Raw genomic sequence first — 12,496 nt, forward strand, 5'->3', positions numbered from 1 at the left:
CACAAGGGGGGTCTACTCTTCGGTGATTTTTTTCTTCAGCCGTTTTATTAATTCTGCATAGGGTGATTTCACAAGGATGCTGCTAAACTGGCTGCGGTAATTATTTACCAGGCTCACCCCTTCAATAATCACATCATATATCTTCCATTTACCGTCGTTACTCATCATACGAAAATCCACAGCGGCTTCTTTGCCGGTATTTAGAATGAAATTTGTTTGTATTGTGGCGTATTTCCCTCTTTCCTTTTCCCCGACCAGAACAATTTTCTTTGCCGAATAAGTGCCTGTTTCTCCCAGGTAGGTATTTTTGAGAATACTAGTAAACAATCCTATGAATTCTGCTTTTTCTTCGGGGCTGATTTTTTGCCAGTATTGCCCGAGTGCCCTTTGCGACATTTCAGTAAAATTAAAAATATTGGTAAGCTCAGCCCATAACTTTTCTTTACGTTCCTCTTTTTTATCTTCTCCTTTAAGGGTTTCATCTTCTAATATTGCCATTCCACTTTCGATATATTTCATGACCAGTGCGCCTGTTTCGCCTGCCCATAAAGAAGAAACGGGCGCCAGAAGTAATGCGAAAACAAGCAGATTTAATGCAATTCTTTGATTTTTCATGTAATTAATCTCCAACTTTTCCAAAAACAAAATTTCCAATAAGCTTTTCTAAATCAAGGGGCGGCTCTGTTTCTATCAAGGTGCCGCCATGTTCTATTATGTGGTCTGAACCGCCCGGTGTAATTTCAACGTATTTTTCGCCTAAAAGTCCTTTCGTGCGGATAGAGGCAATGGCATCTTCCTGTAGTTTTATGTCTTTTCTGATTTTCATAGATACCACTACTTCGTAATTTTCGAGCACTATGTTATCGACCTTGCCTACTTCAACACCGGCTATTTCCACGGCAGTATTTTTTTTGAGTCCTTTTACCGTGCTAAAAATGGCATTCACCTGATAATAATTATCGCTTAAAAAATTGATCTTGCCAAGCTTTACCGAGATATAACCCATGCAAAGTATACCACAGAAGATAAATATACCTACGGCAATTTCGACATCAAATTTTTTCATAAATTTCACCTTTGTTAACAAGAGGCATAAATAAATTATTTGTGACAGTTCAGCAGTCCATCGCAAAGGACGCAAGGAAAAAACGATAGAAAATTTCAAAAAAGGGATATCTTCTGCAATAAAATCATAAAGTTTTTCAGAATTCGCAACCTTTAGCTTCTAAAAATAATAACTTTTGCGCACTTTGTGCCTCTGTGACGAACCATTACAATTATTTTATAGAAATAGGGCCTTCCAGTTCCCCGTGAATAAACTGGTGTACGATAGGGTTTTTTGAATCTTGTATTTCCTGCGGAGTGCCTTCCGCAATGATTTTTCCGTTATATAACATTGCAACACGGTCAACGAAAGAAAATACTTCGGGAATTTCATGTGTCACCATAATTGCCGTGAAGTGTAAATTCTTTTGTAATGACCGTATCAAATTGTGAATTGCTTTTGCGATCAAAGGATCGAGTCCTGTCGTAGGTTCATCAAATAAAATTATTTCCGGTTGCATTACCAGGCACCGCGCAAGGGCAACACGTTTTTTCATCCCGCCGCTGATTTCTGCCGGGTATTTATTTTCAGCACCGGAAAGTCCCACATTGGCAAGTTCCCTGAATACCGTTTCCCTTATCTCCAATGCCTTCATCCTCGTCTTTTCTCTGAGGGGAAATGCTACGTTTTCAAAGACGGTAAGAGAGTCGAAAAGTGCTCCGCCCTGAAAAACGACGCCAAATCGCTCTTTCAGACGTTTTAATGCCTTTCTCCTCAATTTGCTAATATCCTGATTATCCACCAATACTTTGCCTTTATCAGGTTTTGCAAGCCCGATTATGTGCTTTAACAGCACCGACTTTCCCGTCCCGCTACCACCAATCAATGCCAACATTTGATCGTCTTCTATCTTTAAATTGACTCCACGTAGTATTTTGTGTTCATTAAAGCTTTTGTGTAAATCGACGATCTCTATCATTTTTTGTTTAAAGCTATGCAACCAGTAAAGATGTCATAAAATAATCCCATATAAGTATCACAACGGAGGAAATTACCACGGACTGCGTTGTGGCTTTGCTTACCCCCTCTGCCCCATATCCTGTATAAAATCCTTTATAGCAGGATATCCATGTTATTAAAACGCCAAAACTCAGCGATTTATAAAATCCTTCAAAAACGTCCCTTGCCGCGACAAAATCGTTGATGCCGCCAAAGTAGGTGCCGCTCGATACGCCCATAAGCCCTACGCCGACCGCATAGCCACCAAAAACTCCAAGGACTACAAAGATCGCATTCAGGAGTGGGAGTGATATTACTCCGGCTATAATATTGGGTATGATAAGATATTTGTATGGGTTTAAAGCCATAGCGTCAAGCGCATCTACTTGTTCTGATATCCTCATAATTCCAATTTCCGCTGTTATTGCAGAGCCTGCTCGTCCGGTAACCATTAATGCGCAAATAACCGGCCCTAACTCTTTGATCAATGACATGGCTACCGCAGGCCCAAGCCTTGCTTCTGCCCCAAACTTTATTAATACGTAATACATCTGTAAGGCTAGCACCATTCCGGTAAATGTGCCGGTTAAGACGATGACAAGGACCGTCTTTACCCCGATGAAATTGATTTGTTTGATAATCCGCCTGAACAGATAAGGGGGGAATAACATATAAAACAAGGCGTTCGCAAAAAAACACCCCATTTTTCCCAATTCTCTGATGAATTTATGGAGGGAGTTTCCTATAATTTTAAAGGGGAAAAAGATTTGATTCATCTGTGATTGAAAATATCATTTATGGTGTAAGCAATTAATTAATGTTAACATTGTCCTTGTGAGACTTTAAGATCGAAAAATGAAAGAATTTCAAATAAGTAATATTTACATAAGAGGAGTAATTTAGCATAAACTTTTTTCATTATCAAGGACAAACACGTATGCCGCATGACGTTTCTTGGATGCGTGTTACTTTAACAGTAATTTCTTTACATTTTTGGCAAAATATTTAATTGTCCCTTCTGCAGTAGGCAATCTGCAATCTACAATCGGCAGATTGCAGATTGCAGGCTGAGGACTGTTTTCGTGCTTGTTTGGTTCTGGCTTTGCCAGCTTAGGGTGTGCCTTGTTTTGAAAGCGCTGATTTCATTTCAGTATCGGCTTCAATATTTTTTATATGACAATAATCCATTATGCCCATATTCCCTTCGCGAAATGCCTGCACAATTGCTTTTGGCACTTCGGCCTCTGCCGTGAGTATTTTTACCCTGCTCTCTTCCGCAAGCGCTTTTGCTTCCTGCTGGCGTGCAATGGCGGCCTTTTCCCTTTTTTCCGCTTCCACAAGCGCTACTTTTCTATCTACTTCCGTTTGCGCAGATTGCAATTTTGCCCCTATGTTTTCACCAACAGTGATATCGATAATGTTAATTGAAAGTATGGTAAAGGCTGTATCGGCGTCCAGCTTCTTTTCCATTACATATAGTGAAATGAGATCCGGTCTTTCAAGGACTTTTCGATAACAGTCCGATGACCCGATAGCGGTAATGATGCTTTCCCCCACCCTTGCAGTGATGGTTTCTTCCGCAGCGCTCCCCACCAGTTTTTCAATATTGGTACGCAGGGTAATGCGTACCTTTACTTTTATTTGAATACCATCTTTTGTTATTGCGTCGAGCGTTGAAGAACCCTTTGCCGGATCCGGACAGGCAAATTCCCTTGGATAAATACCGGCCTTGACTATGTCGAAAATATTTCTTCCTGCAAGGTCTATAGCACAGGCATTATCGAAGCTAAGCTCTATATTTGCTTTGCTTGCTGCAATAATGGCGTGTACTGCCTGATCAACATTTCCTCCAGCAAGGTAATGTGCTTCCAGGGACGAAGGTGCGATATCTATCCCCGCTTTTTTTGCCATAATACAATATTTTACCATCGATTTAACATCGATGCGTTTCATGGCCATGCCAATTATTTTCGAAAAGGAGATAGCGGCTCCGGAAGAAATGGCATTTATATAAAGCCTGCCGTACGTTAAAAAAATGAATAAAATGGCGAAAATAAACAAAAAGAGCAATAAATAGAGCGACAATGAAATTGCTACTGGAAGAAGAAGGAGTGGCGAATATTGCATAGTTTTCCCTTGTATGAAATTTTTTAAACAAATAATTCGGGCAACACGTTAGTTTTTTGAAAAACGTATTACCGATAAGCTACGTAGGAACAGTCTGTTACACTTTCCAGAAACTTTAACCCTTCATCCTCTTCAAAATACTGCCTCCCTATTTCAAAAAACCCCTTTAGAGCAGTTTTTCAATTTCTTCCATATTCTTCGCTATTTTCACCGCTTCCTTTATTGCCTCCAGCTTCTCTATCACTACTATTTTCCTGATACGTTCCAGAAGCTTTAAACCTTTAACGCCATACTTTAGCTCCAAACCAATCTCTATCGCTTCTTTTAGGCCTTCTATCCTGCCTTTCCTCTCGCCCTCTATTGCACCTTCCGCTCTACCTTCCGCTCTACCTTCCACTCTACCAGCTATTTTGCCTTTTTCTATTAATTTAGCTGCTATTGTCATACTTAATTTACCTCCTTCTTCCGATATCTCCTTTAGGGTATCTATTACCCGTTTTTCCGCTATATCCGACGCATAGTACAAATACCTGATTGCACTTTCCAGAAACTTTAACCCTTCATCCTCTTCAAAATATTGTATCCCTATTTCGAAGAAACCCTTTAGCTTATCTTCCAAATACTTCTCATCAAATATGTTCCTCATTAATAACATGGTTATTTGAAGGGATACCCTTCTGAAGACCCTGTCTTTTATTTCCTCATTACTATAGCAACTTATATCCGTCAGCAGATATTCAAACTCCGGTATAAACCTGTAGAATACTTCGTCTATCCCTTCAAAATATTCTCTGAACCTCCTGACTTTCCACGCCTCTTTACCATGATACAATATCACCGGAATTACCGGTATGAGCCTTTGTGCCTGCTTGCTGTTTGCTTCCCATATCTTTAAAAGGTATTTCATCAACTGAAGATATGGACATGCTACGGCATAACTCTTATGCTCAAATAAAAGGGTTATCCTGATCTCTTTGTCTTTACAGAAACAGGTATATACAATGTCTGAAAAATGTTCTTTGAGTTCCTCGTCGATATATGAGCTATTATCCTGTGTTAAAGTGGATAAATCCAGCTTTTTTAAAATTTCCGGCGGAAATCTCCCGCTAAGAAAATCGATTGCATTTTCTCGTATGGAAAACGTCTCTTTGAAGAATTTGTCGTGAGGATTGAGAATTTCCATAGATGATCTTTCTATAACCCGCCGGGGATTTCTTTCGAAGAGCCAAAACGGTTGCTTTTTATTGCATATATTTGTACTAAAAAAAGGAGAAAAAGCAAGAGATGTCTTTTATTTAGCAACAATTTAGCTTTTCGAAAAATCTAATAATAGCGATGTTTGCCGCATAGTGTAGGGGCGAAGCACTTGCTGTAAATTGTCATAAAGGCGTACATACCCAAACTGGCAAATGCTTCGCCCCTACTTTTTCAAAAAGCTAAATTGTTACTTCATTATCCGTTTTTTGTTCATTACTCATCTTCATAAAGCCTTTTCTTTAATTCGGCAAGTTTATTTAGGGCGTCAGCCGGCGCTATTTCATCGAGAGAAAGTTTTTTTATTTCATCGATTACCAAATCTTCCTTTGAGGCAAAGAGTTTTCGTTGACGGGGCTTTTTTACATGGTCTGTTTTTAAAGGGGCAAACTTCGGTTTGCCGTTTATGTCTAAGGTCGCCGCTTCCAGGTTGTTCAAAATAGAGCGCGCACGCTGAATAATCTGCTTCGGTATTCCTGCAAGCCGCGCAACATGTATTCCGTAGCTTTTATCTGTTCCGCCTGCAACAATTTTTCGCAGGAAGATTATCTCTTCTCCCCATTCCTTCACCGCGACATTGAAATTCTTAATGCCGGCGAAGAGCAGCGATAATTCCGTTAATTCGTGATAATGTGTGGCAAATAACGTTCGTGCCCCGATATTTTGGTAAATATATTCTGTAATTGCCCATGCAATGCTGATACCGTCAAAAGTGCTTGTCCCTCTTCCTACTTCATCTAAGATAATCAGACTACGTTCTGTGGCATTATTCAGGATGTTTGCGGTTTCATTCATTTCCACCATGAAGGTGCTTTGCCCTTTTGATAGCTCGTCGGATGCGCCGACGCGCGCAAAAATACGGTCTACAGTGCCGATAGTCGCATTTTTTGCCGGGATAAAACTGCCCATTTGCGCCATAATTACGAGAAGCGCCGTTTGGCGGATATAGGTGCTTTTTCCAGCCATGTTGGGACCAGTTATGACCATCGTCTTATCCTGGACGCCGTCTAAATTTATATCGTTAGGCACAAACCTTTCTCTATCAAGTTCCATAGTAAGCACAGGATGGCAGCCGTCGTTTATATTGAGTTCCAAACTGTCTGTAATTTCAGGCATGGCATATCTGTTTTCTACTGCAATCTTAGCCAATGTTGACAGGACGTCAATTTGGGCAATTGCCTCTGAAATGCCCTGGAGCTGTTTCGTAAAAGTGCCCGCCTTGTCCCGTAATTGAATAAAAAGATCATATTCCAGGTCTTTTGCGCGTTCTTCCGCGGTGAGCACTTTTGTTTCATACTCTTTTAACTCCGGCGTGATATACCGCTCGGCATTCTTTAAGGTTTGTTTTCTGATATAGGCAGGGGGGATATTTTCCCGGTGAGTGTTGGTAATTTCAATATAATACCCAAAAACCTTGTTGTATCCTACCTTAAGGGAATTAATATTTGTCCTGGCAATTTCTTCCGCCTGAAAATGTGCAATCCATTGTTTTCCATTTTTGGATATGTAGCGTAGTTCATCAAGCGCTGCATCATACCCTTCTTTAATAATACCGCCTTCTTTGAGAGAATGCGGCGAATCAAGTGATATTGCCATGCCTATCAGCGTTCTTAATTCATCAAGGGGGTCGATCTCCTTTTCTCTGTCTGAAATAATAGCGGTGATAAAAAAATCCAGTTTTTCCTTGAGTTCCGGCAATTTTGAGAGAGATTGCTGCAGCGATATGAGGTCGCGTGCGTTTGCACGTCCGCAGCTTACCTTTGCCGCAATCCTTTCAATATCATAAATATCGTGTAAGATGGCGATGATTTCTCTTCGCAACTCCGGTTTTTCGGTGAATTCTCTTACCCCAAGCTGGCGATATTTGATCTCATCGTGATTTTTCAGCGGGCTTATGACCCAATCCTTAAGCAATCTTGCGCCCATAGGTGTTTTTGTCTGATCAAGCGCTCCAAGAAGCGATCCCTCGCGGTTTTTGTTTCGGATAGTTTGTGTTAGTTCCAGGCTTTGTTGCGTCGCCCTGTCCATAATCACCCGGTTGTTTGTTTCGTACTTTTGTATTTTGGCGATGTGTTTGAGCGACGTCTTTTGTGTCTCTTTCAGGTAATGCAATATTGCGCCTGCGGCGCCCAGGGCAACTCCTGCGTCCTGGCATCCGAATCCTTCCAGGGAATGTGTGCCGAAGTGTTCCAATAATGCCTGATAGCCGGTGCTTTCCGAGAATTCCCAGGCGGGCAGCGGTGTAATCATGGCATTGCATTCGGTTCTTATCCTTTGTGTGAAGGTGGCGTTGCTTTCCGTAATATCGTCGGGCAGCACTATTTCGGAGGGGTTTAACCGGGCTAATTCGTCAAAAAGGCGTTCTTCCCGAATATCTTCAATTTCAAATTTTCCGGTTGACAGGTCTATCCATGACAAGCCAAAAATTTCCTTATCCTTCCACAGTGCCAATAAATAATTATTGTTTTTACCATCAAGGAGCGCATCTTCTGTAACCGTGCCCGGGGTAATGATTCTGATAACCCCGCGGTCAACAATTCCTTTCGCCTCGCCGGGGTCTTGCAGTTGTTCGCAGATCGCCACTTTATGACCTGCTTTGATTAGTTTTCGGGTATAGGATTCTGAGGCGTGATGAGGAATGCCTGCCATAGGAACCGCATTTTCACCCTTGGAACGGGAAGTAAGGGTAATCCCTAATATCTTTGAGGCAATTTTTGCGTCTTCAAAAAATAATTCATAAAAATCGCCCATGCGGAAGAAAAGCAGCGCATCTTTGTGATCTTTTTTGATCTCATTATATTGGCGTATCATAGGGGTTTCAGTGATCATTTGCTATACCTCTCATCTTCTCCATTTGTATTATAGTGCCTGCATTCCAGCAAGGCAAATTTGCCTTTGAAAGAAGCCAATGCGCCAGAGGGATTATCCGGGAAAAAATAAAGGTGTGTGATGCATGAACAGTCTGATGAACCAAAACCTTTTATGGGAAAAATTGCCTTTGGTAAAGAGGCAATCTTATGCCCCAGTACACATTCAAGACTTTTATCCTTCGCGTAAGAATACACTGTTATGATTTGTCCGTAATCCAGCAGGTAGTCAATGTGCCAGCGGTTGTTTTTTGTTTGACGCAAATGCCGTTCAATTCTTAGGCGCAGGCTGTTTTGTGCGCTCCCAACGTAGACGTAAAAACCCGCCGGAAAATGAAACGTGCCTAATTTGCCTATGGGTATTTCCCGTTCCTGAGAAAGTTTAATTATAAGGCAATAAATTCCTTTTTTTACAGAAAAACCCATTTCTTCCCGCAGGTTAAATTAGAGGTTCAGGTTGCAAACTCACAACAAGTTCCCCGAATAGTATAAATGAATATGTTATAAATGGGAAGTCAGTATTTTTATACAGGTTCCGGTTATTAAAAATAGCCCATAATGAGATTTTTGAGGACGCCGTATTGTAATTTTCGGATTAATGCCTCCAGCACCTCTTCCGCATTCTCATTGGAAACCTGGCATGTTCCGGCGTTTGCGTGGCCACCTCCGCCATGTAACGACATTATTTTCCCGATATGTGCCTTATACGACCTGTCGATAATGGATTTCCCCGCCACAAAGATGGTTTTGTTACGAGCGGTATCAGACAGGATATGGAGCGACACGTTGCATTCCGGATATAACGCATATACAATAAACCTGTTGCCGGGATAAATTACGTCTTTATGCCGAAGGTCAATTACCACTAAATTGTGATATATGGAAGCACGTCGTAAAACCTGTTCTTTGCACTGATCGACAACGGAAAAATAGATCTCAATCCTTTCCTCCATTTCAGGCAAACCGAGTATTTCCAATATGGTGTGATTTTTACAGTAGTCAACTAATGTAAGCAACAACTGGTAATGCGAAGACCGGAACTTTCCGAATTTTTCAAGGCCGGTTCTTTGATCGATTATGTAATTCAAAAGATTCCAGCCTGCAGGATAAAGAATTTCATACGTAGTGAAGTTGGAGGTGTATCCTTTATCTACCGCGGATAACAACTCATCACTGATGTCAGAAAAACTTTTCCCTCCCTCGAAATAATTATATACCACCCTTGTAGTTGATGGGGTATTGGTGTCGATAATGAAATTGTTCTTTTTGCCAACGCTGTTTTTTATGCTACCGGGATAATTGTCAAATACCAAATAGGCTTTCTCTCTATAGGGTAATCCTGCCATGATATCATTGCTTGTGATTTGAATATTTCCACTTTCGATTTCTTTTGGATGGGTGAAGAGGATGTCTTCTATTATCCCCAGCGACTTAAAAAGAATCGCACATCCCAAACCGTCAAAATCGCCCTTTGTAACTAACCGGTATTGTTTTATGTCCATGTTTAGTACCTTATCAGTAATTTCTTTGCACACTTCCATTCGTCAGTGCGTGCTTTTTGGCAAAATATTTACTGGTGAAATCCGGTAACTGTGAAATCCGAAGCACGAAACACGAAATCCGAAACAAATTCTAATGACAAAATGATTTGAAATTCTAAACAAGTGCATCTTTTGTATCTCGCATTTCGCGCTTCATATTGTTGCCTGCCTGTGCGTGATCGCACGCAGACAGGGAAGTTTTGGGTTTGTTTTGAATTTTATGCTTTGTTATTCGGATTTGTTTCGTACTTCGTATTTCGTATTTCCCCAGTTGGTTTGACTATACTTTCAGTTTTTCAATAGGTAAAAGTTCTGCACTACTGCACATATCGATGATGTGTTTCCATGTCTTTTTGAGTCTTTGATAATCGTTAATGCTTCCGGAAATTTCATGAATAAGGGAGGTTATATATTCTTCATCCTGTATTTTTTTGCCAATAGATTTGCAGTATTTATTTTCAAGGGTAAGCAGGGTGTTTCCGTAATGTAAAATATGTTGTTTTGTGTTTTCAAAATTCATTCCATGGTAGAGCGATTCAAATGAAATTGTTCGCGCCCATGATTCTAAATAGGCAAGAATGGAGTGTTTGTTGCTTTTATATTTAAAATGTTCGTGAATAACGGATTTCCGGCTTTTCACTACCTGGCGGCCTTTTTCAATAACCCTTTGGGCGACAAAGGTATCGTCGATGCCTGGCGCTTGTTTTATGATTGGGCAAACGATATCCTCGTAAATATTATCAATAACAAAATTTCCTCCGCGTATATTTTTTACGATTTCAAGATGGTGTTCAACGTTTTCGTCCATCGCATTTTCTGTTGCTGTATCCTTATGCTTCAGATAGCGTAAAGAGCTTTCGCCGTGGTGACCCAATGCCGCCAAAAATCTTAATTGGTCTTCCCGGTTTTCTATAAAGGTAAAATTTATGCCTCGTACCCCCGTGTACGGCCCGCTCACGATTGATATTTTTCGTGAACCTTTTTCCCCGCCAAGTATTTCAAAGTGGGCCTTAAATATGGCGCCATCAGGGCGGGTATCGTCGTCAAAGAAAAATATTGATTCCGCACCCAAATACTTTGCGAGGAGAAAGCATTTATTTCTTGACGCCCCGTACCCCGAGGCAGTTTTTAGTATAGTCAAACAAATCTGATTTTAGAACCTTAGCGGTAATTTGGCTTTTTGGAAAATGGGGGCGAAAAATTTGCAGCGACAGCATAATTTCTTCAACGTAGCGGGTTTGACGGACAGCATTTACGTCTCTCTCTTATATGAGGCAAATGCTTCGCCCCTACCTGTAATGTTTTTCGAAAATAGATTTATTTGATATATCTCAATGGATTTACGGTCGATACCTTTTGCCAGTTCACAAAAAAAACTTTTTTTTTCCTTTTCCGAAATGATACAGCGCAATCTTTCCTTTGAGACGATTCTTTACTTCTTCAAGGTATATGCGGTTCTTTTCATAGATAGGGCTTTCGGAATTATCGACAATGCACATTGGCATGACAAAGCCTTCAAGCATCATTTGTTGCAGGTAACATTCAACGGATTTTGATGGTGCAATATTGTGTATGGTAGGTATAATGGCTACGCACGTATCTTTTATAGAACCCATTTTGTTTCAGATAGATAAGAATGAAATGATTGCATGAAGTTATTGCTGTCTGAAAGTCTCATCTGTTAACATATTTAATCATGTTTAACAATAGTATTTTTATAACGCATTAGTTTTCCGGCATAATTTTTCAATAAGTTTGTTAAGGAGGCAAAAAATGACCGCCAAAGAAACGGAAAAAAGTATTCAGGAGATATGGAATTTATTTAAGGACATTTTTTTGGTAACAATTTAGTTTTATGAAACCGTAGGGGTGATGCATTTGCATGTTTGGGCATGAACGCATATATGCCAGTTATTGCAAATGCTTCGCCTCTACACCGTGCGGCAAAACAATGTTATTATATTATTGGAATTTTTCAAAAAACCAAAGTGTTTAGGAATGTTAAAAAGAAGAGAAAAGCTTGGTTAAAATCGGTGTTAATCGTTCGACTGAGCTCACTACGAAGTCTGCGCTCTGTGGATTGAAAAAGAACTTTTTGGGGATAAATACTTATGATTACTGAATATATAAACGAGGCATTAAAAAAGGCACATTATGAGATAATAGAAGACGAAGAACCTTACTATGGTGAGGTGCATGGGCTTAACGGTGTCTGGGCTACGGGCAAAACACTTGAAGAATGCAGAAATAACTTGAAAGAAGTTATAGAGGGTTGGATTCTTATTAGTATTAGAAAAGGGCTTTCTATGCCAAAACTTGGTAATACTGAAATTAAAGAAGTAGAGGAAGTAAGTATATAAATGCCTAAACTTACTCCCACTTCTTATAATGAACTTGTGAAGAAACTAAGAATGTTCGGCTTTGAAGGTCCTTATGGAGGCGGAAAGCACCTTTATTATGGTAAAGGGCAGTTTAAGACTAACAATTCCAAATCCTCACAGGAAAGAAATAAGTATTGATCTGTTAACAGGAATAATCAGGCAAGCAGGGATTACAAAAAATGATTGGATAAAGAACGAGGTATAAACAGAAAAGGTTTTTTCCACAGCAGGGGGGGGTGAACTGTTACGATTTTTTAATCGGTGAAATCTGTGGTTTCTTTT

The 12,496-nt window shown here is 40.2% G+C and carries 13 protein-coding genes; 2 read left to right on the forward strand and 11 right to left on the reverse strand.

Annotated features, from left to right (window positions below; translation table 11 throughout):
* Positions 1–12 precede the first annotated feature (12 nt).
* From M5U24_RS07265 to M5U24_RS07315, 11 genes are all read right to left on the reverse strand, one after another.
* The gene (locus M5U24_RS07265; RefSeq protein ID WP_164994755.1) at positions 13–615 is read right to left on the reverse strand and encodes an ABC transporter substrate-binding protein; all 603 of its coding nucleotides are present in this window, start codon (positions 613–615) and stop codon (positions 13–15) included.
* A 4-nt stretch (positions 616–619) separates the two neighbouring features.
* Positions 620–1,066 carry an outer membrane lipid asymmetry maintenance protein MlaD gene (mlaD, locus tag M5U24_RS07270; RefSeq protein ID WP_099326965.1) on the reverse strand — a complete coding sequence of 149 codons (447 nt, stop codon included), beginning with the start codon at positions 1,064–1,066 and terminating at the stop codon, positions 620–622.
* Between the two features lie 211 nt (positions 1,067–1,277).
* Positions 1,278–2,024 (reverse strand): ABC transporter ATP-binding protein, encoded by a 747-nt coding sequence (locus tag M5U24_RS07275; protein ID WP_099324128.1) that lies wholly within the window; start codon positions 2,022–2,024, stop codon positions 1,278–1,280.
* Positions 2,025–2,037: 13 nt separating this feature from the next.
* Complete coding sequence (locus M5U24_RS07280) at positions 2,038–2,820, reverse strand: MlaE family lipid ABC transporter permease subunit (protein ID WP_099324127.1); 783 nt, start codon at positions 2,818–2,820, stop codon at positions 2,038–2,040.
* Between the two features lie 334 nt (positions 2,821–3,154).
* The gene (gene floA, locus M5U24_RS07285; RefSeq protein WP_099324126.1) at positions 3,155–4,171 is read right to left on the reverse strand and encodes a flotillin-like protein FloA; all 1,017 of its coding nucleotides are present in this window, start codon (positions 4,169–4,171) and stop codon (positions 3,155–3,157) included.
* Between the two features lie 166 nt (positions 4,172–4,337).
* Positions 4,338–5,354, reverse strand: a complete 1,017-nt coding sequence (locus tag M5U24_RS07290; RefSeq protein WP_298202016.1) for an Rpn family recombination-promoting nuclease/putative transposase — start codon at positions 5,352–5,354, stop codon at positions 4,338–4,340.
* A 287-nt stretch (positions 5,355–5,641) separates the two neighbouring features.
* Positions 5,642–8,254, reverse strand: coding sequence for a DNA mismatch repair protein MutS (mutS, locus tag M5U24_RS07295; RefSeq protein WP_230408037.1), 2,613 nt, complete (start codon positions 8,252–8,254; stop codon positions 5,642–5,644).
* A complete protein-coding gene (locus M5U24_RS07300; RefSeq protein WP_099324124.1) occupies positions 8,251–8,718 on the reverse strand; it encodes a GIY-YIG nuclease family protein in 468 nt (155 codons plus the stop codon). The genes mutS and M5U24_RS07300 overlap by 4 nt, the downstream gene beginning before the upstream one ends.
* A gap of 116 nt (positions 8,719–8,834) precedes the next feature.
* Positions 8,835–9,833 (reverse strand): hypothetical protein, encoded by a 999-nt coding sequence (locus tag M5U24_RS07305; protein WP_197705322.1) that lies wholly within the window; start codon positions 9,831–9,833, stop codon positions 8,835–8,837.
* 280 nt (positions 9,834–10,113) lie between these two features.
* Positions 10,114–10,974, reverse strand: a complete 861-nt coding sequence (locus tag M5U24_RS07310; RefSeq protein WP_157820366.1) for a hypothetical protein — start codon at positions 10,972–10,974, stop codon at positions 10,114–10,116.
* A 223-nt stretch (positions 10,975–11,197) separates the two neighbouring features.
* Positions 11,198–11,449, reverse strand: coding sequence for a hypothetical protein (locus M5U24_RS07315; RefSeq protein WP_298202019.1), 252 nt, complete (start codon positions 11,447–11,449; stop codon positions 11,198–11,200).
* 495 nt (positions 11,450–11,944) lie between these two features.
* Between M5U24_RS07315 and M5U24_RS07320 the strand changes: the two genes are divergently transcribed.
* Both M5U24_RS07320 and M5U24_RS07325 read left to right on the forward strand, forming a co-directional pair.
* Positions 11,945–12,193, forward strand: a complete 249-nt coding sequence (locus tag M5U24_RS07320) for a type II toxin-antitoxin system HicB family antitoxin (RefSeq protein WP_099324121.1) — start codon at positions 11,945–11,947, stop codon at positions 12,191–12,193.
* Positions 12,194–12,266: 73 nt separating this feature from the next.
* Complete coding sequence (locus M5U24_RS07325; RefSeq protein WP_211436218.1) at positions 12,267–12,419, forward strand: type II toxin-antitoxin system HicA family toxin; 153 nt, start codon at positions 12,267–12,269, stop codon at positions 12,417–12,419.
* Positions 12,420–12,496 lie beyond the last annotated feature (77 nt).

It is taken from the genome of Candidatus Kuenenia sp., from assembly GCF_027493735.1.
In the GTDB taxonomy this organism is placed as follows: Bacteria; Planctomycetota; Brocadiia; order Brocadiales; family Brocadiaceae; genus Kuenenia; species Kuenenia stuttgartiensis_A.

What these genes read in the sequence shown, in the direction of transcription:
- M5U24_RS07290 (WP_298202016.1), bottom strand. Translation starts at nt 5,354, where the DNA reads ATGGAAATTCTCAATCCTCACGACAAATTCTTCAAAGAGACGTTTTCC.
- M5U24_RS07275 (WP_099324128.1), bottom strand. Translation starts at nt 2,024, where the DNA reads ATGATAGAGATCGTCGATTTACACAAAAGCTTTAATGAACACAAAATA.
- floA (WP_099324126.1), bottom strand. Translation starts at nt 4,171, where the DNA reads ATGCAATATTCGCCACTCCTTCTTCTTCCAGTAGCAATTTCATTGTCG.
- M5U24_RS07265 (WP_164994755.1), bottom strand. Translation starts at nt 615, where the DNA reads ATGAAAAATCAAAGAATTGCATTAAATCTGCTTGTTTTCGCATTACTT.
- M5U24_RS07280 (WP_099324127.1), bottom strand. Translation starts at nt 2,820, where the DNA reads ATGAATCAAATCTTTTTCCCCTTTAAAATTATAGGAAACTCCCTCCAT.
- mlaD (WP_099326965.1), bottom strand. Translation starts at nt 1,066, where the DNA reads ATGAAAAAATTTGATGTCGAAATTGCCGTAGGTATATTTATCTTCTGT.
- M5U24_RS07320 (WP_099324121.1), top strand. Translation starts at nt 11,945, where the DNA reads ATGATTACTGAATATATAAACGAGGCATTAAAAAAGGCACATTATGAG.
- M5U24_RS07315 (WP_298202019.1), bottom strand. Translation starts at nt 11,449, where the DNA reads ATGGGTTCTATAAAAGATACGTGCGTAGCCATTATACCTACCATACAC.
- M5U24_RS07325 (WP_211436218.1), top strand. Translation starts at nt 12,267, where the DNA reads ATGGAGGCGGAAAGCACCTTTATTATGGTAAAGGGCAGTTTAAGACTA.
- M5U24_RS07305 (WP_197705322.1), bottom strand. Translation starts at nt 9,833, where the DNA reads ATGGAAGTGTGCAAAGAAATTACTGATAAGGTACTAAACATGGACATA.
- M5U24_RS07300 (WP_099324124.1), bottom strand. Translation starts at nt 8,718, where the DNA reads ATGGGTTTTTCTGTAAAAAAAGGAATTTATTGCCTTATAATTAAACTT.
- mutS (WP_230408037.1), bottom strand. Translation starts at nt 8,254, where the DNA reads ATGATCACTGAAACCCCTATGATACGCCAATATAATGAGATCAAAAAA.